This window comes from Bradyrhizobium sp. S3.7.6, assembly GCF_054061875.1.
Genome location: NZ_JBSSEQ010000001.1, coordinates 4,278,539 through 4,298,977, shown reverse-complemented (window position 1 = coordinate 4,298,977; position 20,439 = coordinate 4,278,539). Strand labels below are relative to the sequence as shown.

The following is a 20,439-nucleotide window of genomic DNA, read 5'->3' as shown; positions in this document are numbered from 1 at the left end:
CATCGTCTGGTTCCGCGATGACCTCCGCCTGTCCGACCATCCCGCCCTCCATGCCGCCACGAAGACAGGCGCGCCGGTGATCTGCCTCTATGTGATGGATGAGATGGCCGGACGGGCGCTGGGCAGCGCGACGCGCTGGTGGCTGGCGCAGTCGTTGCGGGCGCTCGGCGCCGAGATCGCCACGCGCGGCGGATCGCTGATCCTGCGCAAGGGGCCGGCGGCCAAGGTGATCCCCGAGGTGGCGCGCGAGAGCGGAGCGGGAGCGGTCTACTGGAACGGGGTCGCGCAGGCGCCACATCAGGCCGTCGAGAAACAGCTTGAAGCTGCGCTGGCAAAGCTCGGCGTGGCCTCGCAGAGCTTCCCTGGCGACTTGCTGGTCCCACCCTCGGCGATCCGCAACAAGGAGGGCCGCGGCCTTCGCGTGTTCACGCCGTTCTGGCGGCGGGTGCTGTCGCTGGGCGATCCGCCCAAGCCTCTGCCCGCACCGCGGGAGCTACGCCCTGCGCCGCAGCTCGCCAGCGACGCGCTGGAGAGCTGGACGCTCGAGCCGACAAAGCCCGACTGGGCTGGCGGCCTGCGCCAGACCTGGACGCCGGGAGAAGCCTCGGCCCGCGTGCGCCTCCGCGACTTCCTCAAGCACACCGCGCGCGTCTATGTCGGCGATCGCGACCGTCCGGATCGCGAGGGGACTTCAAGCCTGTCGCCTCACTTGAGGTTCGGCGAGCTCAGCCCGCGGCAGATCTGGCACGCCGCGCGCTTTGCAGCAGCGGAGAATCCCGCGATCGGGCCCGGCGTCGAAAAGTTCCTGAGCGAGCTCGGCTGGCGCGAATTCTGCCGCCACCTCCTCCACGATCACCCGAGCCTTGCCACCGAAAACCTGCAAACGAATTTCGATGGCTTTCCCTGGAAGGGAGACAAGAAAGCGCTCGCCGCCTGGCAGCGCGGACGCACCGGCTATCCCATCGTCGATGCCGGCCTGCGCGAGCTCTGGCACACCGGCGTGATGCACAACCGGGTGCGGATGGTGGTGGCGTCCTTCCTGGTCAAGCATCTCCTGATCGACTGGCGCGACGGCGAGAGCTGGTTCTGGGACACGCTGGTCGATGCGGATGCCGGCAGCAATCCCGCCAACTGGCAATGGGTCGCCGGCTGCGGCGCCGACGCCGCGCCCTATTTCCGCGTGTTCAATCCAACTCTCCAGGGCGAGAAGTTCGATCCTGATGGAGCCTATGTCCGGCGCTGGGTGCCCGAGCTGAAAGACGTGCCGGCCAAGCTGATCCACCTGCCCTGGCAGGTATCACCGATCGAGCTTGCGAGCGCGGGCGTCACGCTCGGCAAGACCTATCCGCAGCCGATCGTCGATCACGCGAAGGGGCGCGAGCGCGCGCTCGCCGCCTACGCAAAGATCCGCAAAGGTTGAGCGCTGCTTTGACTCGATTTTGAAACCCGCTATCGTCATCGCTCCATACAAACCGTGGGGGACGATATGGACGACGAGAAGCCGATCACCGAACAGGCGCTGGACACGATCACCACCGCCGTGGAAGCAACCAGCGAAGCCGCAGTCACCGCCGTCAAGAAGGTCAGGAAAGCCGCCAAGAAGGTCGCGAAGAAAGTAGCGCCGAAGAAGGCTTCCAAGAAATCTGCGAAGAAAGCTTCGAAGAAGGCTGCAAAGAAGGCCACCAGGAAGTCCGCGAAGAAGGCAGCCAAGTCGAAAAAGAAGGCCAAGCGCTGATCGCAGCGCTCGAGCAGGTCTCCGGGTACGGGCGCGCCCGGAGACTTCTCCCGCCCCTACCCTCGCCGCTTGGCGGCGCGCCGGCCCGGGTGATGCTCGCCTTGCGGATCACGAAATTCGCTGCGATGGCCGCGCCGGTCCTCCTTGGCGAAGCGCCTCCGCTTCTCGGATGAGCCGAACTGCTTGATCACCTTCCGGCCGTTGACCTTCTTGATGACATAGCCGCCTTCCGTCATCGAGAACGGCGCCTTGAGCGACCCCATATGGTCGAACTTGGTGCCGCGGGGATGCTCGAACGGTTCGAACCAGGACGGATAGACGAAGTTCGACATCGGAAAGCCGTTGACGAGAAAAGACTCCTCTTCCACGGCGTCGCAGACCTCGTAGGCATATTGGGTGTGCCGAGTCTTGTCGGCCCACAGATTGGCCATGGGATCGAGCACCATCTCGAACAGTTCGTGCGAGGCCGCCAGGCTGACCGGATCGTCCTCGCCGAGTGCCTTCAGAAAGATCTTTGAAATCGGCTGGCCGCGGTGCGTCAGCTCGTGCCGCCCGAGGAAGTTCTTGTGGGTGGCGTCGTCAAAATAGAGCAGCTGCCAGTCCGTCGGCTTCGGGTTGCGGGTGACGTCGAGATCGATGGGATAGCCCCAGACCGGCAGGAAATGCTCGTCGTAGCATTTCTGCAGCGCCGCCGTGAGCCTCCCCATCATCCGCTCGCTCATCATCTCCTCGGCGTAGTTGATGCAGGCAATCCGGACCGGCCTCAAGGACCTGCCGAGCAGTGCACGCCGTGCTTTTTTCATGGAAATCACCTTGCCAAAGGGAAGCTGAAATCAGTCCAGCCTAGCACGAGCGCGCGCCGCACGTCAGGGATGTACTCCGACGTACTGGCCTGCCTGCCTAGAAACGCCGGTTGACCACGAACACCGCCGCCGCGCACATCGCCATGCCGGCAATCGCCAGCGCATCGAGCTTCTCCCCGAACAGCAGATAGGCCATCAGCGCCGTGACGGCGGGCACCAGGTAGAACAGGCTCGCAACCGAGGTCGCGGCAGCGTGGCGGATCAGCCAGTACAACAGCCCGATCGATCCGATCGAGAGCGCCACGGCGAGCCAGGCAAGCGCGAGCACGAACTCCCGCGTCCAGTGCACCACGCGGTCCTCGAACAGGAAGGCGCCGACCGTGAAGAAGACGGTGACGGCGATATATTGGACGAGATTGCCGGCGCGCCAGTCGATGTGGTTGCAGTAGCGGCGCTGATAGAGCGTGCCGAGCGTGATGCTGATCAACGACACCACCGAGGCGAGCCAGCCGAGCCCCGCCTCGCCCGTCATCGGGCGGCCGTGCAGGATCAGCGCTACACCGCCGAGGCCAAGCACCAGGCCCGCCCATTGCACCGGCGTCACGCGTTCGCCGAGCCAGCGATTGGCGATGGTCGAGGTCAGGATCGGCTGAAGGCCCGGAATCAACGCCGAGAGTCCGGCCGGGATCGAATGCGCGATCGCAATCGCCGTGCCGCCGAGATAGAAGCCGTGGACGAGAATGCCGGCAACGGCGCTATGCGCGACGTCGACACGGTCCGGCCATTTCGGTCGCGCGATCGCCACGATGATCGCCATCAGGCCGACCACGATCGCCATGCGAATGGCGAGATAGGTCAAGGGATCGGCGTTGTTGATGATGTATTTGGTGCCGATGAATCCGGTGCTCCAGAGCACGACGAACAGGATCGGCGCGGCGCGGGCGGTCAGGGCTTCTTGATTATGGTTCATTGCCGCCCTCATTGCCCGACCGGGGCCTGTGCGGCAATGCGAATTTCCGAACGAGCGATGCTGCGCTGCGACGGTCAGCGGGAGCGCAGCTCAGCCGCTCACCATTCTTCCGGACAGGGGTCGATGATCTTCCAGAGCTCGACACCGTTCTTGATCTTCTTCATGTCGGTGGTGAGCCCGCCATTGCGGCGGATCCAGTCCTTCACCGTGTTGGGGTAATAGGACATCAGGTCGGACGTCCCCTCCGCGCTGGTGACCTTGATGCCGAAGGTGAAGGCCTTGTCGTAATAGGCCTGATGGAAGCCGAGGCTGGCGCGCGGCGTCACGCAGATCTTGTTCATCGGCACCATGCCGAGCACCAGGGTGCAGGCCGAGTTGCAGATGCCGTCGATGATGACGCGCTCACCCTTCTCGCGGACGCGCTTGTACTTGGCCTTGTACTCCTCGACGTAGCCGCCGTGGTCACGGGTGATGTGCAGCTCGGCGCGCGCCGGCGTAGCGGCGGCGACGGAGAGCAACAGCAGGCTCAAAAGCGTGATGCGCATGGTGCGTGACGGCGAAAGCCTTCAGGAATGGACCGGCCTCGAAGGACCCCCAAAGGGCCGGCGACAGGATTCTTAAGCGAATTCTCTTTGGCCATACTTGTGTGGGGAATTCGTTAAGCATCCCGAAAAGGCCAAAAATGGGCAGCCTTCGACCCTGCTTCCGGCAATTCTGTCACACCCACCCGGGAATCGGCGGGATTGGCCCCGATTTCGGGGTGCCGGACGGGTGTCCCGGCGGCTCGAAATGGCTATAAACACCTGACCTATTCGCGCGGGTTCCGGAGAATCGAGATGAGCACGTTGAAGCTTGTAGCCGCGGTTGCTGCCCTGTCGGCCGCCATCCTCGCCCCTAGCCTTGCCGAGGCGCGGGGACACCACCGGTACCACCGCCACTACACCAACCCGCTGCCCTACCCGATCAGCTATCTGCACAATTACGGGCCCGGCGTTACCCCCGGCACCTTCGCCTTCTACGACGGCCCGTCGAACAACCGCTGCTACCAGAGCTCGGCCACCTATATCGGCCAGGACGGCCGCCGGCACCCCTGCTTCTGAGGGGCGCTGGCGCGTCCTCTGCGGGTGCCGCTATTTGGCGGCGCCCGACAGCAGCAATTGCTTCTCGATCTCGTAGACCGGCAGCTTGACGAGGTCCTTGCCGACCTCGCCTTGAAGCGCCTTGCGCACCACGACCGAATAATCGGCGCGGATCATACCGAGCGCGCGTGGTGAGGCCACCATGGTCAAGGCCGAGGTCTCGCCCGCGCTGACGGCGGCATCGAGCCGGCCGGCCAGGCTCCGCAGGAAGGCCCGCTCGGCCTCATCGTGCCAATCGGTCTGCTCGACCGAGCTGCGCGCGCCGCCGACGGCGGCGTTCAGCCGGCCCGGCGCATCGGTCCCTTGCGCACCGGTCGAGGGATTGGGCTGCTCGTGCACCTCCCGGGTCTGGAGGTTCGGAAACATCTCGTCGCCGAGGTTTTCCAGAATGAGCGCCTTGCGCCCGTCGCACACGATCAGCCAGTCACCCTTGTCTAGTCTCATCTTGTCCATTGCACAGCTCCAGGCAATCTCGCGAGCCTGCTCTTCGAATTCCTCAAAGCGCTGGCTACGGCAAGACTAGGGATGAAGTCGTGCCGGCGAATTGCGCAGGATCAAAGATGAACGCAATGTCCTGCCAGGCAGCGCCAGTGCAAGCGCAGCATTGGTCACGCGCGCGAACCTGGGATAGTCTTGCGAAGCGAAAGGTCGGGTCTGCGGCGAGCTTTGCTGAAGATTTGTTCATCAGCATTACATTTCGGTTCCGCCACAATTTGATCAGAACAACTTCGATATCCTGTATTGCGTAAGCAGAGGAAGACATCATGAATCTCAAGACTGGCCTCGTCGCCGCATCCCTGTTCGGTGCCATCATGGCATCGCCGGCGGCGTCCGCCATGCCCATCGCGCCCGCACCTGCGACGCCGCAGGTCTCCGACGTCGAGCAGGTCCGCATGGTCTGCGACGCCTGGGGGCGCTGTTTCTGGCGCCCGAACTATGATGGGTATTACGGCCCGCGGCCGTATTACGGGCCCCGATATTATGGGTATGGGCCACGCGCCTATGGGCCTCGCTATTACGGACCACGCTATCGCCGCTGGTGATCTCCAAAGGGGCCCTCTCGGGCCCCTTCGCTTTTGCGAGATCGCGCGTTGCGTCCATTCGCGTGCGCGCGGCTTGCGTGGAGCGATTCCAAAACTGATCTAGATCAAAGATGAAATTCGATGCGCCGTCATTCTACGTCGATGGCGGATTTCATTGTTTTCCGATGCCCCCAGACGGGCATGAATGTGCAGACGCATCTCGAGAGGCAGCCAAGGCTTGACGAGCGAAGGCCTGACGAGCGGAGGCTTGAGGGGCGGCGGCTCGAGGGGCGGAGCTTCGAGTCCTTCGCATGTCCCGCCTGCACGCGCCTCCATTTCATCGACCTCGCCTCAGGCCAACCGATGAACCGGGACCGTTGACGGTGACATCGAACTGCCGCGCCGCGTGGCATGATGTCCGCAATACTACGGCCCGGAATCCGGTTTACTGAATCATCCTGTTTCGCCATTGATTGCGATGTATCGAATTTTATTTAATTGTCACATTTCAGCATTCGGCCAGAAGCATGTTCTTCGACGCTCTCGCCCCCTCCTCCGCGCTCCAGTTGATCCGGTTTTCCGATGTCGACGCGTTTCGACCGGCCGAGTCGATGGAAGACGCCCGCAGCATTCCGCTCGACGTCGCCAACTTCGCTGCGGCGCGTGCGATCGTGAACCTGCCGGGGTGCCGGCTCATCGTGGCGAGGTCGTTTGCGCGGATTCTCGATACCGCCTATCGCGCACCGGGCGGCATGGTGATCCTGCCGATGACCGACGATCTGCGCGCCAGCTCGAGTGGGATCGAACTCGACTCGCGCTTTTTCATCGCCTTGCGCGGCAATCATCATTGTCATTTCGTCGAGCATCAGACCAATTACCACGCGCTGATCATGTTCTCCCCCGCGCTCAGGGATCGCGGCTGGTTCGATCGCGCCGATGCATTGTGGGTTCGCATCGCGGACCCCGTGGCGCATCTCTACGCGCGTCAGCTTGTTCTCGACATCCTGCGGACCGCGTCCGTAGAGCCGCACATGTTCGAAACCACAGAGGTCGCCGCGCATCTCCAGGAGGGTCTGCTGCTCGCCTTCGACGACCTGTTTCAAATCGACCCGTTGTCTGATCGCACCGCCCCGAATGCAGGCGCGCGATCAGCCAGGCTCGTGCAACAGATCGACGATTACGTCTCGGCCTATCCGACCGCTCCGATCTATACGGCCAATCTCGCCGGCGAGTTGGGCGTTTCGGTCCGAACGCTCGGCGGCGCGGTGAGCAAGGTGCGCGGCATGAGCCTGCATCAATACATCCGCCTGAAGCGGCTGTGGGCCACACGCTCGCGGCTCCTGAAGGGCGGCGGCGCGACGGTCGCCACGTGCGCACGCGCCCAGGGATTTCATCACCTCGGCGAGTTTGCCGCGGCCTACCGCGCGACCTTCCACGAGGCGCCCTCCGACACGCTGGCACGGGCCCGGCACACCTGCCGTTCCGCAAGCTGACATCACAGGCGCGACGCCGATGGCTTGCCTTGACCACGCGTCGGGGGGCTATGGAACAGGTTCCCTCGAACGAGGTTGTCAGGTCCGAGCAGTGCGCGCCAGCCAGCCCCGGGGGCGCGCTGAGAAACCCCGCGTGCCCTACGCGCGGGGTTTCTCTCGCCGCCAATCAAGTGGTTCAGGGAAGAGAATGTCTATCAACCGTAACGTCCTGTTTCTGATCATCGGCGCTCTGGTCGTCGCGGCAGCCATGCTCGGCTTCAATCTCTACCAGGCGAAAAAGCAGCCCGACGGCCTGCAGATCAATGTCGGGCCCAACGGGCTGAAGATCCAGGGCAAGTAAGGGGACCCGCGGATTGAGCCGGCCGGGCCTCGAGGCTCCGGCCTGGCAAGTGGCGCGCTCGGAAGGATTCGAACCTCCGACCCTCGGAATCGAAATCCGATGCTCTATCCAGCTGAGCTACGAGCGCCCCGGCCCGGGTATTGGGCCGCAACCGAGAAGCGCCTGACCGCTGCTGGCAAGCCAGCGCACCGGACGGCGTTCGGATCGGTTCGAATTAGCAGAGAGATTGACCAATAAAAAGCCCTCTCCGTCTCGTTTCGAGACGGTCGGAGGCGCCCTTACCAGGTCGTGTTGAAGAGACCGAAATGGGGCTGCTGCGCGACCAGCATCATCGACCGGCCCTGCTGTGGAGCCGGATGCGCCCTGGCGACCTTGCGCTTGGGCTGAGCCTGGATCTGAGGCGTCTGCCCCTGGGGAAGCTGAGCCTGCGCCTGAACTTGCGGCTTGGCCTCGGTCTTCCTGGCCGCAGCGGCGTTGGCCTTCGGGGCCGGCGTAAACTGGGCGAAGGTCTCGCGCACCCGCGCCTTGGCCGACATCTCGGCCAGTTCCGGCGAAGCAGCCTCCTGCACCGGCGCCTGAGGCGCAACGACCGCGGCGGTCTTCACTGCGGGAGCGGCAATCGTCGGCTGGCTGGTGTCGAGCACGACACGCTCAGGCAAATGGCGATCCGACCGAATCCGGATCAAGGGCTGATCGTTGCTTGCGGTGACAATGGCCCGTGCGACCGGTTGCGACGGCAGAACGTAATTCGCCGCGAACAACAGTGCGAGCAACGCTCCACCGACGAAAACGAAGTACCTGAAAATGGGCATCGGCCACGCTCCGCCCCCCGCATCCCCGCGTGGGCTCTTCGCCTTAAACCGGCGATACTCTAATTGGTTCCTGCACCCGGCCCTTGGTTCAAATGGCAACGCCAAGTTTTTCGGCCAAGGCCTGCCGACAGTAACTTTTCCGCTACCGGGAACTCCGGGCGTTACGCGCGCCGTGCTGCGACCAGCGAACACTTCGCCTGATCGGCATTAACGTTGATGAAGCCGACAGCAATACGGGCAAAGGTCTTGCGGCTCTTCATCGTTACCGTGTCGGCAAGCACGCGGCTGCGGTCGGTGAGATGACTGCCATCGCGCCGCGTGAACGCGCAGACGATCTCCAGATCCTTAACGGCATAGTCATTGTCGTTTCGCAGCGTGAACGTCACCAGCGCCTTCGAGCCGAGCCCGCCTCGGCGCCAGGTCTGCGATGAGATTTTGAGGCGATCGAGTTCTGCCGCAGCTGGCGCCTGAGCTTCGACAATCGGCGAGACCGCCGCCGCCGTACTGCCCGGAGGTGCCGGTTCGACCGTTGCCACGTCAGACTTCACCGGCTCGGTGCTGTTGCCCCTGGAGAGCGGCAGCAGCATCCACACCCCGCAGCCGACGATGATCGCCGCCAGTAGCCAGAGCAGGCTTCGCCCGAACGAGACGCTCGCGATCGTCACGGCTCGCGCCAGGCGCTCGCCGCTCCCGGCGAAACGTCCCCACCCGATCCGATCAAACCTGGCGTTCATGGCTGTATCACCGACCGCGGCCTGGGCTCGTTCGACGACGGACTCGGCCACTGCTTACCTTAATCCGGGAGACGAACTAAGGTTCCCGCGCTCATGCCGAGTCGGCAAGGACGGTGGCGATCACCAGCCGGGGCCGCTAACATGCGCTGCAACATCGAAGACCCCGTTGGGAGAACATGAAATGCCAGTCGTCGTCACTTGGGATCACGTCCATCTGCGCAGTCCCGATCCGGAGGCCACAGCGGCTTGGCTGCGGGACATCCTCGGCGGCGAGATCGTGCGCGCACCGGGACGGATCGACGTGAATCTCGGCGGCGCAAAGATCTTCATCGCATCGCTCGAGGGCGACAACGCCGTCAACCCGCCGCCGCCGCACCCGCATCAGGGCCTCGACCATCTCGGTCTCACCGTGAAGGACATCGACGCCGTCGCGGCCGAGATCAAGGCCAAGGGGGTCACCTTCACGCGCGAGCCGACCACGATCCGGCCCGGCGTGCGCATCTGCTTCATCCGCGGCCCGGAAGGCATCTCCATCGAGCTGCTCGAGCGCGACAAGAAATACACCTAACGCGGCGCCGCATCTGAGGTCGACGAGAGGCCGGGCGTGCTGTCGCCCGGCTAGCTCATGCTGCCGGGCATAAAGCAGCGGATGGCGACGCCCATGTAGCCGTAGATCGGCCACACCATGGTGCGCCCGACCCGGTTCGGCTCCGAGATGACGGCCTCTTCGGGCACATCAACCCAGACGAGCTCCTGCTGCTGGCCGTCGAGCACGTGGCCCAGGCGCGGGATGCGGACACGATAATGTCCGTCCTTGCTCTCCCAGTCAGTGTCCGAGAGCGCCGAGCCGTCGGCATCGGAACAGCAAGGCCCCTTGCCGCTGCGCAGGCCGTCGAACCACGCCTTCAATTCGGCATTGGTGTTGACGAACTGGCCGCGGTCGCGTGCATGCCCCGAGGGGGCTGCGAGCGCGATCAGAGCCAAGGCGCAAGTGAGGCTCACCATGCTTCGCCAGCGTGGCGCACCACCGGTCGGCCGTTGTGTTTCGCAAATCGTGGGACGCACACTGTACAGACGCGGCTCATCGCCGCCGGAATCGATCCAGTTGCTCACGTTTGTCTTGCTCCAGCACCCCGCGGCCAGTGCAACAATGGTTATGCATTTCGCGGGCCAACTTGATTCGCAACGACTGGCCTCGCGTCATGATCAGACCGTCATGGCGGTGTCATAGACAAGCCGGGACAACTACGGCTGGCGGCGGCAAGATCGCACCGCCGCCCGGCAAACTGCCGCGTTGCGCGCGGGAACGCGCTTTGGCATAAAAGCTCTACCGGTTACGCCGTTGGGCGATGGCGGCCGGCCTGTGGGACGTGATGAAGAACGGCCTCTATTCGATTCACGTGAACCTGCTCGACGGTCGAGTCGGTAAGGGCAGCGGCGTGATTCTTTTTCGCGACGGCAAGATCCTTGGCGGCGATGCGTACCTCTATTACACCGGCAGCTACGTCGTGAAGGACGACCACACCTTCAAAGGCGAGGTGCTGGTGCAACGGCACACCTCACCGCGGGGCGATGACAATCCGCTGTTCGGCGGCCCTGCCCCGGTCGGCATCGGCGTCAGCGGGACCTACACGGACACCCGCGCGGAGATGACGGGCACAGCGCTCGTCGGCAAGGCCAGCCTGATTTTCGGCGCCACGCTGCACAAGCTCGCGGAAGCTGATTAGGCGCGGGACTATTCCGCAGCCTGCTCGAGCGGCGCGGTACGCGGCAGGATGATCTGGATGCGCGTCCCCTCGCCCGGCTCGGAATCGAGATCGAGCCGCCCGCCGAGGCGATTGGTGACGATGCTGTAGACGATGTGCAGTCCGAGGCCGGTGCCGCCCTGGTCGCGCCGCGTCGTGAAGAACGGATCGAAGGCGCGGCGGCGGACGTCGAGCGACATGCCGCAGCCATTGTCCGAGAAGATGATCTCGACATTGTCCTTGCCGGACTCGCGCACCTGGATGTCGATGATCCCCGGCCGGCCGTCCGGGAAGGCGTGCGCCACCGAATTGAGAAACAGATTGGTCAGCACCTGGCCATACGGGCCGGGATAGCTGTTCATGGTCAGGCTCGGCTGGCACTCGACGTTGAGCGTCAGATTGTGTTTGCGCAAGCCGGGCCGCAGGCTCATCACCACCTGCTCGGTGAGGTCGCCGAGATCGAAGCTGCGCTGGTCCGAGTAGTTGCGGTCGGCCGCGACCTGCTTGAACGACTGGATCAGTTCGGCCGCGCGGTTCAGATTGGAGACGAGCTGCGAGGACGCATCGCGGCTGGTGTTGAGGAAGTCGTTGAGCGTGGAGCGACGGAGCTCGCCGCGCTCGACTTCGGAGGTGAACATCGCGGTCTTGCGCTCCAGCGCGGATGCGACCGTGAGGCTGATACCGACGGGATTGTTGACCTCGTGGGCGACGCCGGCGACGAGCCGTCCGAGCGCGGCGAGCTTCTCCGCCTCGATCAGCGAGGCCTGGGTCTCGCGCAGGTTTCGCAACGCGGTCTCGGCCGATTCCTTGGCTTTGCGCATCTCCTGCTCGCCGCGCTTGCGCTCGCCGATGTCGAGCGCCACGGTGACGATCCGCTCGATCTCGCCGTCGGCATCGAGCAGCGGCAGCTTGTTGACCAGCCATTGCCGCATATTGCCGGAGGAATCCTTGTACTCCTCTTCGTAGAAGCCGAGACCTTTTCGAAGCCTGAGCACCCGCTTGTCGTTCTCGTCGGTCTTGGCTGCACCGTAGCGCGACATCAGATCCGCGGTGGTGCGGCCGAGCGCATCGGCGGGCTCGATGCCGAAGATGCCGGCCATGTAGCGGTTCATCAGCACGTAGCGCAGCTCGCGGTCCTTGACGTTGATGACCGCGGGCACGGTGTCGATGACCTGCTGGAGCAGGCGCCGTCCTTCGGCGATCGCGTCTTCCGCCCGCTTCTGGTCGGTGATGTCGCGCAGCGTGCCCTCGTAGCGGACGATGTTGCCCGCCTCGTCCCGCACGCCCGTGGCGCTGTCGGAAAGCCACAGGATATTGCCGCTGCGCTGGCGCACCTGGTACTCGAACTCGCGGACGATGCCGTCGCGCGCCATCAGCCGCTGGTATTCGGCGCGCGCCTCGGGGTGGACATAGATGGTGTGGGCGATGTCGTTGATGCTGTCGATGAGCTGCTGCGGGCTGTCATAGCCCATCATCCGCGCCAGCGCCGGATTGGCGTTGAGGAGATCGCCGGCCGGCGTCGTGACATAGATGCCGTCGACCGAGCCCTCGAACAGTTTGCGGTAGCTCTCTTCGGCGAGGCGCTGCTCGGTGAGCGCCCGCACCGCCGCCTCACGCGCCGTGTCGGCCTCCTCCAACGCGCGGCGGAACACTTCGGCCGCGCGCGCGATGTCGCCGATCTCGTTGTCGAGGTCGGCCGACGGGATCGAGGTGTCCTTCTCGCCCGCTGCGAGCGCACGGATGGATCTCGCGATCTTCGCAAGCGGCCGGACGGTCCGCCGCACCACGAACCCGGCCGCGAGAATGCCGATCAAGACGCCGATGGTGCCGAACACGATGCTCTGCCACCGTGCCTCCGTCAGCGTACGGGCGAAATCGCGCGACAGCACGTGGCCGCGCCGGGCGCTGACCTCGCGCAGGAGTTCCGTGACGCGGCCGATCAGGCGGCCCTCGGTGCCCAGCACCTCGCGGTCGATATCGGCGATCTGCCGCTCCCGGACCGCCACCGCGATGATGGCCTCGGCATAGTCGTTCACGGCCGTCTTCAGCCTGGCGTCCGCGATGTCCATCGCCCGCATCCCCTGCGCGGCCTGCTCGGCGGCGGACGGGTTGCGCGCGAGCAGCCCGAGTGCGATCCGGCTCTGCGATTCCGACAGGCGGGAGGCGAGCTCGCGGTCCGCCGCGGCTCCGACGGCCACGTCGAACCGGTCGCGCAGCGGCGGCAGGCCGGCGAGCAGCTGGGCGCGGCGGTCGATCAGGGTCGAGATCCGCTCGAGGCCATTGCGATAGGTCGCAAGGCGCTCGGTGACCCCGTCGATCATGTCCTGCTGCTCGGGCGCGAGCTCGATGCGGGTCTTCCTCAGGATGTCGTTCAGTGTCGAGGCCGCCTCGCCGACCTGCTTGAACTGGGTGCCGGCGCCGGGATCTGTGACGAAGTCGCGCGCGGCGAGCCGCAGCTCGTTCATGCGGCGGTCGATGTCCTCGGCGAGGTCGCCGACGCTCTGGAGCCGCTGCAACTCGGCGAAGGTCGTATCGATGTGCCGGATCGCGATCACGCTCGCGGTCGAGGTGACGATGATCACCGCCAGCACCAGGAGGAAGCTGCCGAAGGTGAGCTGGCCGATGGAGAGCGAGAATGTTCGCTTTTTCTCAGGGGTCGGCGTCAATTCGGCGGACATTGGGGCTTTTGAGGACCGGGCTATTGGAGGCCCAATATACGATGGTTTGCGGCCCCGGGGGAACATGCCTCGCGCTGCCGAATATCCTTAATATCGCGAGACCGCCGCCCTTCTCCCCACCTGATTATGACGTTTTGACGCTGACCGGCCGCCGGGCCGGGATCGTCATGGCGGCGACGCCGAGGACGACGCAGGCAAGCCCGATCCAGGCGGTCTGGCTCAGGGTTTCGCCGAGGAAGGCGACGCTGATGGCGACCCCGATGGGCACGCGCAGATAGGCCTGCGCGGTGGTGCCGACCGAGCCCAGCGTCTGGATCAGGCGGAAGTAGATCGCGAACGCCGCCGCAGTCGAGAAGGTCGCCAGCGCGAGCAGCGCCAGCACGGAACTCGGCGAGGGCGACAGCGTCCAGGGCTGTTCGACGATCAGCGAGGCCGGGATCAGCGCCGCCGCACCCGCAAGCAGCGAGCCCGCGGCTGGTGCCATCGGATCGAGGCCTTTAAAGCTGCGGCCGAAGATCGCGGCGCAAGCGTAGCAGATGGTGGCGGCGACGATGGCGGCCTCCGCGACGAGGCCACTGCCGACGTCGTGGAAAGCGTCAACGCCGACGATCAGCAGGATGCCCGCCAAGCCGGCGACCACGCCGAACAGTTTTCGCGGCGTCGTCACCTCGTGGCGCGTGACGACGGCCGTGAGCAGGAAGGTGAAGATCGGCCCGGCCGAGTTGAGGATGGTCGCGAGCGACGCGTCGACATGACGCTCGCCCCAGGCGATCAGCGTCCAGGGGATGACGCTGTTGAGCACGGCCTGGAACGCGAAGCGCTGCCAGGTCGCGGCATCCGTAGGCATCCTGATGCCGCGCGCCCACATGACGACGAGCAGCAGCAGACCGGCGATCGTGGTGCGCGCCGCGATCAGCGTGATCGGCGGAATGGTGGCGACGCCGAGCTTGATGAAAGTGTAGGAGCCGCCCCAGAGCGTTGCGAGCGCGACCAGCAGCGCCAGCTCGACGGCGATGTTGGGGTCCCGTCCCTTATCCATTTTGCACGTCCCGTCCATTCGCGATGGACGGAACCTAGCGCGTCCGTGGCCGCCAATACTTCGTTTGGTGTCGAAGTATCCTAGCCGACCGCCCCGACCTCGAAGACCTCGCCGTCATAGCCGGCTTCGCGGGGAATGCGGAGCTGGCGGCCGCCTTCGGTCTTGGTCATGACCGGCATCACCGTGACGATCGACATGCCGCGGGCGTGCTCCAGCGCGGCGCCCACGCTGCCCTGCTTGGCGAGCCGGATCAGGTTGCGCGTGGTCGGGAACGGCAGCTTGAAGCGGCCGCTCTCGCCGCCCTCCACCGCCTCGCGCGGCGACACCCAGATCGAGTCGGTCGACTCCCGGCCGTCATGGGCGCCGAGCTGATCGGGCGGTGCGGCCGCGAGGAAGAACCAGGTGTCGAACCGCTTCGGCATGCCCTCCGGCGTGATCCAGTGCGCGTAGGGCACGAGCGTGTCGAGCGCGAGCTGGAGGCCGTTGTCGGCCAAGATGCTCAGGAAGCTGATCTTGTGTTCGTTGAGGGCGACGCGATGCTTGTCGGCGATCTCGCCGGCGCGCCTGGCATCGATCGGCGTACCCGCGCCCTTCGCCCGCGCCAGCAGGATGCCGCTCTCCTCAAAGGTCTCGCGGATCGCGGCGATCCGAAAACCGCGATCCGATTCACTTAAGGCTTCGCCGCCCGAATAGAGGTCGGCACGGGCGACGATCTCGTTGTCGCCGGCATCGACACTGCCGCCGGGAAACACCAGCGCGCCCGAGTTGAACTCGATCTGATGATGGCGGACCATCATGAAGACTTCAATTTCCTTTGCGCCGTCACGGAGCAGAAGGATGGTCGAAGCCGGGCGTGATGCTGATGTCTCTGGCATTCAACTAACCTGCGGCGCTGGATTGCGGGCCAAGATTGGCGCGCTTGTCGACGCGGGCGACGCGCGACAGGAGGTAATCGACCTCCGCCTTGGCCGCCGGCGTGATGGTCGCGCCCGGCTTGCGCTGGGCGCTGGACGAGATGATGCCGCGCTTCTGCAGCACGTATTTGCGCACGGCCAGACCCGCGCCCGGCTGCTGCTCGTAGCGGATCAGCGGCAGATGCGCGTCGAACAGATCATGCGCGGCGTCGCGCTTGCCCTCCTTCGACAGGCGCACGACGTCGATCAGGAGCTCCGGGAAAGCGTAGCCGGTCATGGCGCCGTCGGCGCCGCGCTCCATCTCGAAATCGAGGAACAGGCCACCATTGCCGCAGAGGATCGAAAGCGGACGGAGCGAGCCGTCCTTCTGGAAGTTGCGCAGCGTCGAGATCTTTTCGAGGCCCGGCCAGTCCTCGTGCTTGAGCATCACGCAATTCGGATTGTCGGTGACGATCTTGCGGATCACCGCAGTGGTGAAGATCACCGAGAGCGTCAGCGGATAATCCTGCAGCACCCAGGGCACATCGGGCCCGATCGCCTCCGCCGCCTGCTTATAGTAGCCGACGATCTGGTCGTCGGTACGGAGCGACGGCGGCGGCGCGATCATCACGCCGGCCGCGCCGGCATCCATCGAGGCCTTCGCCAGCGAGCGCATGATGGCAAAGCCCGGCGCGGAGACGCCGACGATCACCTGCATCTTCTTGGCGCGCTTGACGAAGCGCACCGCCACCTGCTCGGCCTCCGCGGCATCGAGCTTCGGCGCCTCACCGAGGATGCCCAGCACCGTGACGCCGTCGCAGCCGACCTCCTCGTAGAAATCGGTCAGGCGGTCGATCGAGCGCTCGTCGATCCGGCCGTCATCGTGGAACGGTGTCGGCGCGATTGCGAAGGTGCCCTTGGCGTCGGCGGTCAGTTTCATCGGGTCTCTCAATCCTATCGGCTATCGTCTTTCCGGGCTCGCGACGTCGTCGCGTCCCGGAATGACAGTGTGGCTAAAACCGCCGCGCCCCCATCTTGATCTGCTCCTCGGAGAAGAAGATCTCCTTGGCATGATCGACGATGTCCTGGGCGTTCCAGCCCGAGTGCGGCGGTTTCCAGCCGTCCATTTCCATCATCCGCATTTCGCGCACGCCGCGGGGCCCGGACACACCCAGTACCTTGCCGGTCTGGTCGCCCGACAAGTCGCTGACCATGTATAGCACGGCCGGCGCGATGCCGTCCGGCCCCAGCGCCGCACCGGGGTTCTCCTTATAGCGGGGCAGGTCTGCGGTCATGCGGGTCAGCGCGCCCGGCGCCAGCGTCCAGATCCGGATGTTGTACTTCCGGCCCTCGATCGCCAGCACGTTGGACAGGCCCCAGATGCCGCCCTTGGCCGCGCCGTAGTTGGTCTGACCGAAATTGCCGATCAGCCCTGATGTCGAGGAGGTGTTGACGATGACGCCACCGCCGTTTTCCCGCATCCAGCGAAACACCGGCATGGTGCAACAAAAGGTACCCTTCAGGTGCACCTTGATCACCTTGTCCCAGTCGGATTCGGACGCCTTCGCGAAGGTCTGGTCGCGCAAGATGCCGGCATTATTGACGAGGATATCGGCGCGGCCGAAATGCTTGATGGCGTCGTCGAACACCGACTGGCCGCCCTCCATGGTCGAGATGTCTGCGCCGTTGGCGACCGCCTTGCCGCCGTCGGCCTTGATCGCGTCTACCACGAGCTGCGCCATCGACTTGTCGGCGCCAGAGCCGTCACGGGGGCCGCCGAGATCGTTGACGACGACGGACGCCCCTTCCCGCGCGAACAGCTTTGCGTAGGCCTCACCGAGCCCTCCGCCCGCGCCGGTAATCAGCGCAACCTTGCCGTCGAGTAGTCCCATGGTGGCTTCTCCCTGTTTTTGTTTCTTCCTTCGCCTCTCCCCGCTTGCGGGGAGAGGCCTGAAATCAAGCGCAGCTTGATTTCAGGGTGAGGGGGAGCCTCCGCGTGCTCGACTGTCACCGTCCCCGAGGAGACTCCCCCTCACCCCACCCTCTCCCCGCAAGCGGGGCGAGGGAGCGAACCGCCGGTGCCCGCCTAACCCAGCACCGTCTTGCCGTTCTTGATCACGGTGACGCCGCGCGACTTCACCTTGGCTTCGAACGAGATCGTGTTGCCGTCCTTCCAGAGGTCCATGGTCACGGTCTCGCCGGGATAGACCGGCGATGAGAACCGCGCGACGTGCTGGCGGAAAGCAGAGGCGTCGTAATCGGCATAGGTTTGGAGCACACCGCGGCAGGTGATGCCGTAGGTGCACATGCCGTGCAGGATCGGGCGCGGGAAGCCGGCCTTCTTGGCGAACTCGGGATCGCTGTGCAGCGGGTTGCGGTCGCCGCAGAGGCGATAGACCAGCGCCTGGTCCGGACGCGTGACGATGTCGATGGTCCTGTCCGGTGCGCGCGACGGAATCTTGTGCGGATCGGGCTGCGTCAGGTTCGGCCCGCCAAAGCCGCCGTCACCGCGGGCGAAGCGCGAGGCGACCAGCGTTGCCAGTTTCTCGCCCTTCTCGTTCTTGAGCACGGTCTGGTGGCTGATGACGACGCCCTTGTCCTTGCCCTTGTCGTAGACCTCGACCACGGAGGAATCGGCGGTGATGTTCGCGGCGACCGGCAGCGGCTGGTGGAAGGTGATGTCGCGCTCGCCGTCGACCACCATGACGCGGTTGAGATTCATTTCGCCCGGCCCAGAGCCCCACGCCGCCACGGACGCAAAGGTCGGCACCACCTTCAGCGGCCGCGGCGTCAGCGTGCCCTCATTGACGAAGGCGAGTTCCTTCTCGTCCATCGGATCGGCGCCGAGGCCGATCCCATAGGCGTAGAGCATGACCTCGCGATCGCTGTAGGCATATTTCTGGCCGATGTTTTTCAGGCCTTTGAGTTCTTCGTATCTAGCGGACATTTTTCTGGTTTCCTCCCGGCATTCGTCTCAGCGAGCAACGGCGCTCGTTAATGTGCCCTCTCCCTTGTGGGAGAGGGCCACGAGGTGCTCGCAACAAACTCACTGGGGTGAGGGGTTGCCTCCGCACGGAAAATTTTCTCCGCGGAGCGATACCCCTCATCCGGCGCTTCGCGCCACCTTCTCCCACAAGGGGAGAAGGAAGAACTCGTAGGATGGGTAGAGCGCAGCGAAACCCATCATTGCCGACGTCGGTGGGTTTCGCTTCGCTCTACCCACCCTACGCAGCTTCGCCCTAGACCGGCGTGAAGAACGGCAGCGGCGCGCCATCCGTCGGCTTGAACACCACCTTCACCTTCTGACCGATCTTCAGCTTCTCGAGATCGCAGTCGACGATGTTGGTCTGAAGCGACGGCCCTTCCTTCAGCGTGACATAGGCGATGGCATAGGGGCCGGTCGGCGATTTGCGCATCAGGCTCCAGGTGTAGATCGTGGCCTCACCCGAACTCTCCTCCCACACCGTCTTGTCCGAATAGCAGAACGGGCAGATCGAGCGCGGGAAGTAATGCGCTTCGCCGCACGCGGTGCAGCGCTTGATCATGAACTTGCCCTGCTTGGCCGCGTCCCAGAACGCCGCGGTCTCGGGGTTCGTGACCGGTGCCGGATACTTTTTCGCTTCGCTCATCACACGCGCTCCAGAATGGCCGTCGAGGCGGCGTGGCGAACGCCCAGAAGGCCGCCGGTGCCGTGGGCGATGGCGAGATCGCAATTCTTGACCTGCACCTTCGGATGCGCCTCGCCCCGCAGCTGCCTGACGGCCTCAATGATCTTGGTCATGCCGCCGCGATTGACGGGATGGTTGCTGCAGAGCCCGCCACCGTCGGTGTTGAGCGGCAGCTTGCCGACGCCCGAGATCAGATTACCGTCGGCGACGAACTTGCCGCCCTCGCCCTTCTTGCAGAAGCCCAGGTCTTCGAGCTGCATCAGCACGGTGATGGTGAAGCTGTCGTAGATCGATGCGTATTTGATGTCCTTCGGCGTGATACCGGCTTCCTCGAACGCGCGCGGGCCGGACCAGATTCCGGCGGAGTAAGTGAGATCGAGATCCTTGCCGCCGCGCGGGCCCTTCATCGCCTCGCCATGGCCGATCAGCTTGACCAGCGGCTTCTTCAGGCTCTTCGCAATCTCCGGCGTCGTCACGATCAGCGCGCCGCCACCGTCGGAGACGACGCAGCAATCCATGCGATGCAGCGGATCGGAGATCATCGGCGAGTTCAGGACGTCCTCGACGGTGACGACATCCTTGAGCATTGCATGCGGATTGTACTGCGCGTGATGCGAGGCCGCGACCTTGATCCAGGCGAGCTGCTCGCTGGTGGTGCCATAGTCGTGCATATGGCGCATGGCACACATGCCGTAGGCATTGTGCGTGGTCGCACCGTAAGCGGACTCGAAATCGGCTTCCGCGCCGGCTGCGCGCGGCGGCATCACCCCGGTGCGCGGTTTGCCGGCGAGCGTGATCAGCGCGATCGAGCACTTGCCGGCCGCGATGGCTTCAGCGGCATGGCCGAGATGGATGATGTAGGAACAGCCGCCGGTCTCGGTGGAATCGACGTGGCGGAGTTTCTTGGTGTTCAGGCCGAGATAATCGACCATCGGCCAGGCGCCGCCCGGGGCATCGCCGGCGCAGAAATAGCCGTCGACATCGTCCTTGGAGAGCCCGGCGTCCTCGATCGCCCCCTTGGCGACCTCGGCATGGAGCTGGGCGGTGGATTTGTCCGGCGCATGCCGGGTCGGGTGTTCGTAGATCCCGGCAATGTAGGCCTTGCCCTTGATGGTCAAAACGTCAGGTCTCCGCGCTCGCGTTTCTTCTTGCTCCGTTTTTCTGAACCGCGGGGGCCAGCTTGGCAAGCGCGGAAATATTCCGTCGGGCGAGAGGGCAGCGCGTCGGCGCAACTCCCGGCTACCGCAATCTCGAAGTGCGGCGGGAAGGCCACTCTGCCACCGCGTCGTCATTGCGAGCGCAGCGAAGCAATCCAGAGTCTATCCGCGGAGGCATTTCTGGATTGCTTCGCTGCGCTCGCAATGACGG

The 20,439-nt window shown here is 64.8% G+C and carries 24 protein-coding genes and 1 tRNA gene; 9 read left to right on the top strand and 16 right to left on the bottom strand.

Translation table 11 applies throughout. From position 1 onward, the window contains the following. Nucleotides 1-28 precede the first annotated feature (28 nt). Together ACVJ5M_RS20655 and ACVJ5M_RS20650 are read left to right on the top strand one after the other, a co-directional pair. Complete coding sequence (locus tag ACVJ5M_RS20655; RefSeq protein ID WP_354099984.1) at nucleotides 29-1,420, top strand: cryptochrome/photolyase family protein; 1,392 nt, start codon at nucleotides 29-31, stop codon at nucleotides 1,418-1,420. Between the two features lie 66 nt (nucleotides 1,421-1,486). Continuing rightward, nucleotides 1,487-1,735 carry a histone gene (locus ACVJ5M_RS20650; RefSeq protein ID WP_354099962.1) on the top strand — a complete coding sequence of 83 codons (249 nt, stop codon included), beginning with the start codon at nucleotides 1,487-1,489 and terminating at the stop codon, nucleotides 1,733-1,735. Between the two features lie 56 nt (nucleotides 1,736-1,791). On the opposite strand, the gene ACVJ5M_RS20645 is transcribed toward ACVJ5M_RS20650, so the two are convergent. The 3 genes from ACVJ5M_RS20645 to ACVJ5M_RS20635 all read right to left on the bottom strand — a co-directional run bounded on the left by ACVJ5M_RS20645 (nucleotide 1,792) and on the right by ACVJ5M_RS20635 (nucleotide 4,053). After that, nucleotides 1,792-2,538, bottom strand: coding sequence for a hypothetical protein (locus ACVJ5M_RS20645; protein WP_063982651.1), 747 nt, complete (start codon nucleotides 2,536-2,538; stop codon nucleotides 1,792-1,794). 97 nt (nucleotides 2,539-2,635) lie between these two features. Then, nucleotides 2,636-3,508: a DMT family transporter gene (locus ACVJ5M_RS20640; protein WP_085405495.1), complete on the bottom strand. Its 873-nt coding sequence runs from the start codon at nucleotides 3,506-3,508 to the stop codon at nucleotides 2,636-2,638. 98 nt (nucleotides 3,509-3,606) lie between these two features. Next, nucleotides 3,607-4,053, bottom strand: a complete 447-nt coding sequence (locus tag ACVJ5M_RS20635; RefSeq protein WP_063982650.1) for a hypothetical protein — start codon at nucleotides 4,051-4,053, stop codon at nucleotides 3,607-3,609. 291 nt (nucleotides 4,054-4,344) lie between these two features. On the opposite strand from ACVJ5M_RS20635, the gene ACVJ5M_RS20630 reads away from it, so the two are divergent. Next, nucleotides 4,345-4,608, top strand: coding sequence for a hypothetical protein (locus ACVJ5M_RS20630; protein WP_063982649.1), 264 nt, complete (start codon nucleotides 4,345-4,347; stop codon nucleotides 4,606-4,608). A gap of 30 nt (nucleotides 4,609-4,638) precedes the next feature. Here the strand turns inward: ACVJ5M_RS20630 and ACVJ5M_RS20625 are convergent, their stop codons facing one another. Then, nucleotides 4,639-5,100, bottom strand: coding sequence for a host attachment protein (locus tag ACVJ5M_RS20625; protein ID WP_354099961.1), 462 nt, complete (start codon nucleotides 5,098-5,100; stop codon nucleotides 4,639-4,641). A gap of 311 nt (nucleotides 5,101-5,411) precedes the next feature. On the opposite strand from ACVJ5M_RS20625, the gene ACVJ5M_RS20620 reads away from it, so the two are divergent. The 4 genes from ACVJ5M_RS20620 (at nucleotide 5,412) to ACVJ5M_RS20605 (ending at nucleotide 7,502) form a co-directional block, all read left to right on the top strand. After that, nucleotides 5,412-5,690: a hypothetical protein gene (locus ACVJ5M_RS20620; RefSeq protein ID WP_071912916.1), complete on the top strand. Its 279-nt coding sequence runs from the start codon at nucleotides 5,412-5,414 to the stop codon at nucleotides 5,688-5,690. Between the two features lie 141 nt (nucleotides 5,691-5,831). Next, entirely contained in the window at nucleotides 5,832-6,050 is a 219-nt protein-coding gene (locus ACVJ5M_RS20615) for a hypothetical protein (RefSeq protein ID WP_063982646.1), read from the top strand. Between the two features lie 146 nt (nucleotides 6,051-6,196). Then, nucleotides 6,197-7,162, top strand: coding sequence for an AraC family transcriptional regulator (locus ACVJ5M_RS20610; RefSeq protein ID WP_166342249.1), 966 nt, complete (start codon nucleotides 6,197-6,199; stop codon nucleotides 7,160-7,162). A gap of 187 nt (nucleotides 7,163-7,349) precedes the next feature. Continuing rightward, entirely contained in the window at nucleotides 7,350-7,502 is a 153-nt protein-coding gene (locus tag ACVJ5M_RS20605) for a hypothetical protein (protein WP_166342250.1), read from the top strand. Between the two features lie 50 nt (nucleotides 7,503-7,552). Here the strand turns inward: ACVJ5M_RS20605 and ACVJ5M_RS20600 are convergent. From ACVJ5M_RS20600 to ACVJ5M_RS20590, 3 genes are all read right to left on the bottom strand, one after another. Next, a tRNA-Arg gene (locus ACVJ5M_RS20600) sits at nucleotides 7,553-7,629 on the bottom strand. Nucleotides 7,630-7,780: 151 nt separating this feature from the next. Next, complete coding sequence (locus tag ACVJ5M_RS20595; protein WP_166342251.1) at nucleotides 7,781-8,314, bottom strand: hypothetical protein; 534 nt, start codon at nucleotides 8,312-8,314, stop codon at nucleotides 7,781-7,783. 161 nt (nucleotides 8,315-8,475) lie between these two features. Further along, nucleotides 8,476-9,048, bottom strand: coding sequence for a hypothetical protein (locus ACVJ5M_RS20590; RefSeq protein WP_166342252.1), 573 nt, complete (start codon nucleotides 9,046-9,048; stop codon nucleotides 8,476-8,478). Between the two features lie 181 nt (nucleotides 9,049-9,229). Between ACVJ5M_RS20590 and ACVJ5M_RS20585 the strand changes: the two genes are divergently transcribed. Continuing rightward, nucleotides 9,230-9,616, top strand: a complete 387-nt coding sequence (locus ACVJ5M_RS20585) for a VOC family protein (protein WP_085405489.1) — start codon at nucleotides 9,230-9,232, stop codon at nucleotides 9,614-9,616. A gap of 50 nt (nucleotides 9,617-9,666) precedes the next feature. On the opposite strand, the gene ACVJ5M_RS20580 is transcribed toward ACVJ5M_RS20585, so the two are convergent. Further along, complete coding sequence (locus ACVJ5M_RS20580) at nucleotides 9,667-10,161, bottom strand: hypothetical protein (protein WP_085405488.1); 495 nt, start codon at nucleotides 10,159-10,161, stop codon at nucleotides 9,667-9,669. Nucleotides 10,162-10,421: 260 nt separating this feature from the next. On the opposite strand from ACVJ5M_RS20580, the gene ACVJ5M_RS20575 reads away from it, so the two are divergent. Continuing rightward, on the top strand, nucleotides 10,422-10,775 hold the full coding sequence (locus tag ACVJ5M_RS20575; RefSeq protein ID WP_063986297.1) for a GrlR family regulatory protein: 354 nt from the start codon (nucleotides 10,422-10,424) through the stop codon (nucleotides 10,773-10,775). A gap of 8 nt (nucleotides 10,776-10,783) precedes the next feature. Here ACVJ5M_RS20575 and ACVJ5M_RS20570 read toward each other — a convergent pair whose 3' ends face one another. From ACVJ5M_RS20570 to ACVJ5M_RS20535, 8 genes are all read right to left on the bottom strand, one after another. Next, nucleotides 10,784-13,471, bottom strand: a complete 2,688-nt coding sequence (locus tag ACVJ5M_RS20570) for a PAS domain S-box protein (protein WP_283016825.1) — start codon at nucleotides 13,469-13,471, stop codon at nucleotides 10,784-10,786. Between the two features lie 124 nt (nucleotides 13,472-13,595). Further along, the gene (locus ACVJ5M_RS20565; protein ID WP_354099960.1) at nucleotides 13,596-14,510 is read right to left on the bottom strand and encodes a DMT family transporter; all 915 of its coding nucleotides are present in this window, start codon (nucleotides 14,508-14,510) and stop codon (nucleotides 13,596-13,598) included. Between the two features lie 80 nt (nucleotides 14,511-14,590). After that, a complete protein-coding gene (locus ACVJ5M_RS20560) occupies nucleotides 14,591-15,385 on the bottom strand; it encodes an NUDIX hydrolase (RefSeq protein ID WP_354099959.1) in 795 nt (264 codons plus the stop codon). A gap of 4 nt (nucleotides 15,386-15,389) precedes the next feature. Then, the gene (locus tag ACVJ5M_RS20555) at nucleotides 15,390-16,343 is read right to left on the bottom strand and encodes a dihydrodipicolinate synthase family protein (protein ID WP_354099958.1); all 954 of its coding nucleotides are present in this window, start codon (nucleotides 16,341-16,343) and stop codon (nucleotides 15,390-15,392) included. Between the two features lie 73 nt (nucleotides 16,344-16,416). Next, nucleotides 16,417-17,295 (bottom strand): SDR family oxidoreductase, encoded by an 879-nt coding sequence (locus tag ACVJ5M_RS20550; protein WP_354099957.1) that lies wholly within the window; start codon nucleotides 17,293-17,295, stop codon nucleotides 16,417-16,419. A 194-nt stretch (nucleotides 17,296-17,489) separates the two neighbouring features. Continuing rightward, nucleotides 17,490-18,350, bottom strand: a complete 861-nt coding sequence (locus ACVJ5M_RS20545) for a MaoC family dehydratase (RefSeq protein ID WP_354099956.1) — start codon at nucleotides 18,348-18,350, stop codon at nucleotides 17,490-17,492. Between the two features lie 292 nt (nucleotides 18,351-18,642). Continuing rightward, entirely contained in the window at nucleotides 18,643-19,032 is a 390-nt protein-coding gene (locus tag ACVJ5M_RS20540) for a Zn-ribbon domain-containing OB-fold protein (protein WP_135214949.1), read from the bottom strand. After that, on the bottom strand, nucleotides 19,032-20,189 hold the full coding sequence (locus ACVJ5M_RS20535; protein ID WP_354099955.1) for a thiolase domain-containing protein: 1,158 nt from the start codon (nucleotides 20,187-20,189) through the stop codon (nucleotides 19,032-19,034). The genes ACVJ5M_RS20540 and ACVJ5M_RS20535 overlap by 1 nt, the downstream gene beginning before the upstream one ends. Nucleotides 20,190-20,439: the final 250 nt, after the last annotated feature.

Excerpts from the sequence above, each read along its gene's own strand:
- ACVJ5M_RS20650 (WP_354099962.1), top strand. The coding sequence starts at position 1,487 with ATGGACGACGAGAAGCCGATCACCGAACAGGCGCTGGACACGATCACC.
- ACVJ5M_RS20645 (WP_063982651.1), bottom strand. The coding sequence starts at position 2,538 with ATGAAAAAAGCACGGCGTGCACTGCTCGGCAGGTCCTTGAGGCCGGTC.
- ACVJ5M_RS20640 (WP_085405495.1), bottom strand. The coding sequence starts at position 3,508 with ATGAACCATAATCAAGAAGCCCTGACCGCCCGCGCCGCGCCGATCCTG.
- ACVJ5M_RS20635 (WP_063982650.1), bottom strand. The coding sequence starts at position 4,053 with ATGCGCATCACGCTTTTGAGCCTGCTGTTGCTCTCCGTCGCCGCCGCT.
- ACVJ5M_RS20630 (WP_063982649.1), top strand. The coding sequence starts at position 4,345 with ATGAGCACGTTGAAGCTTGTAGCCGCGGTTGCTGCCCTGTCGGCCGCC.
- ACVJ5M_RS20625 (WP_354099961.1), bottom strand. The coding sequence starts at position 5,100 with ATGGACAAGATGAGACTAGACAAGGGTGACTGGCTGATCGTGTGCGAC.
- ACVJ5M_RS20620 (WP_071912916.1), top strand. The coding sequence starts at position 5,412 with ATGAATCTCAAGACTGGCCTCGTCGCCGCATCCCTGTTCGGTGCCATC.
- ACVJ5M_RS20615 (WP_063982646.1), top strand. The coding sequence starts at position 5,832 with ATGGCGGATTTCATTGTTTTCCGATGCCCCCAGACGGGCATGAATGTG.
- ACVJ5M_RS20610 (WP_166342249.1), top strand. The coding sequence starts at position 6,197 with ATGTTCTTCGACGCTCTCGCCCCCTCCTCCGCGCTCCAGTTGATCCGG.
- ACVJ5M_RS20605 (WP_166342250.1), top strand. The coding sequence starts at position 7,350 with ATGTCTATCAACCGTAACGTCCTGTTTCTGATCATCGGCGCTCTGGTC.
- ACVJ5M_RS20595 (WP_166342251.1), bottom strand. The coding sequence starts at position 8,314 with ATGCCCATTTTCAGGTACTTCGTTTTCGTCGGTGGAGCGTTGCTCGCA.
- ACVJ5M_RS20590 (WP_166342252.1), bottom strand. The coding sequence starts at position 9,048 with ATGAACGCCAGGTTTGATCGGATCGGGTGGGGACGTTTCGCCGGGAGC.
- ACVJ5M_RS20585 (WP_085405489.1), top strand. The coding sequence starts at position 9,230 with ATGCCAGTCGTCGTCACTTGGGATCACGTCCATCTGCGCAGTCCCGAT.
- ACVJ5M_RS20575 (WP_063986297.1), top strand. The coding sequence starts at position 10,422 with ATGAAGAACGGCCTCTATTCGATTCACGTGAACCTGCTCGACGGTCGA.
- ACVJ5M_RS20570 (WP_283016825.1), bottom strand. The coding sequence starts at position 13,471 with ATGTCCGCCGAATTGACGCCGACCCCTGAGAAAAAGCGAACATTCTCG.
- ACVJ5M_RS20565 (WP_354099960.1), bottom strand. The coding sequence starts at position 14,510 with ATGGATAAGGGACGGGACCCCAACATCGCCGTCGAGCTGGCGCTGCTG.
- ACVJ5M_RS20560 (WP_354099959.1), bottom strand. The coding sequence starts at position 15,385 with ATGCCAGAGACATCAGCATCACGCCCGGCTTCGACCATCCTTCTGCTC.
- ACVJ5M_RS20555 (WP_354099958.1), bottom strand. The coding sequence starts at position 16,343 with ATGAAACTGACCGCCGACGCCAAGGGCACCTTCGCAATCGCGCCGACA.
- ACVJ5M_RS20550 (WP_354099957.1), bottom strand. The coding sequence starts at position 17,295 with ATGGGACTACTCGACGGCAAGGTTGCGCTGATTACCGGCGCGGGCGGA.
- ACVJ5M_RS20545 (WP_354099956.1), bottom strand. The coding sequence starts at position 18,350 with ATGTCCGCTAGATACGAAGAACTCAAAGGCCTGAAAAACATCGGCCAG.
- ACVJ5M_RS20540 (WP_135214949.1), bottom strand. The coding sequence starts at position 19,032 with ATGAGCGAAGCGAAAAAGTATCCGGCACCGGTCACGAACCCCGAGACC.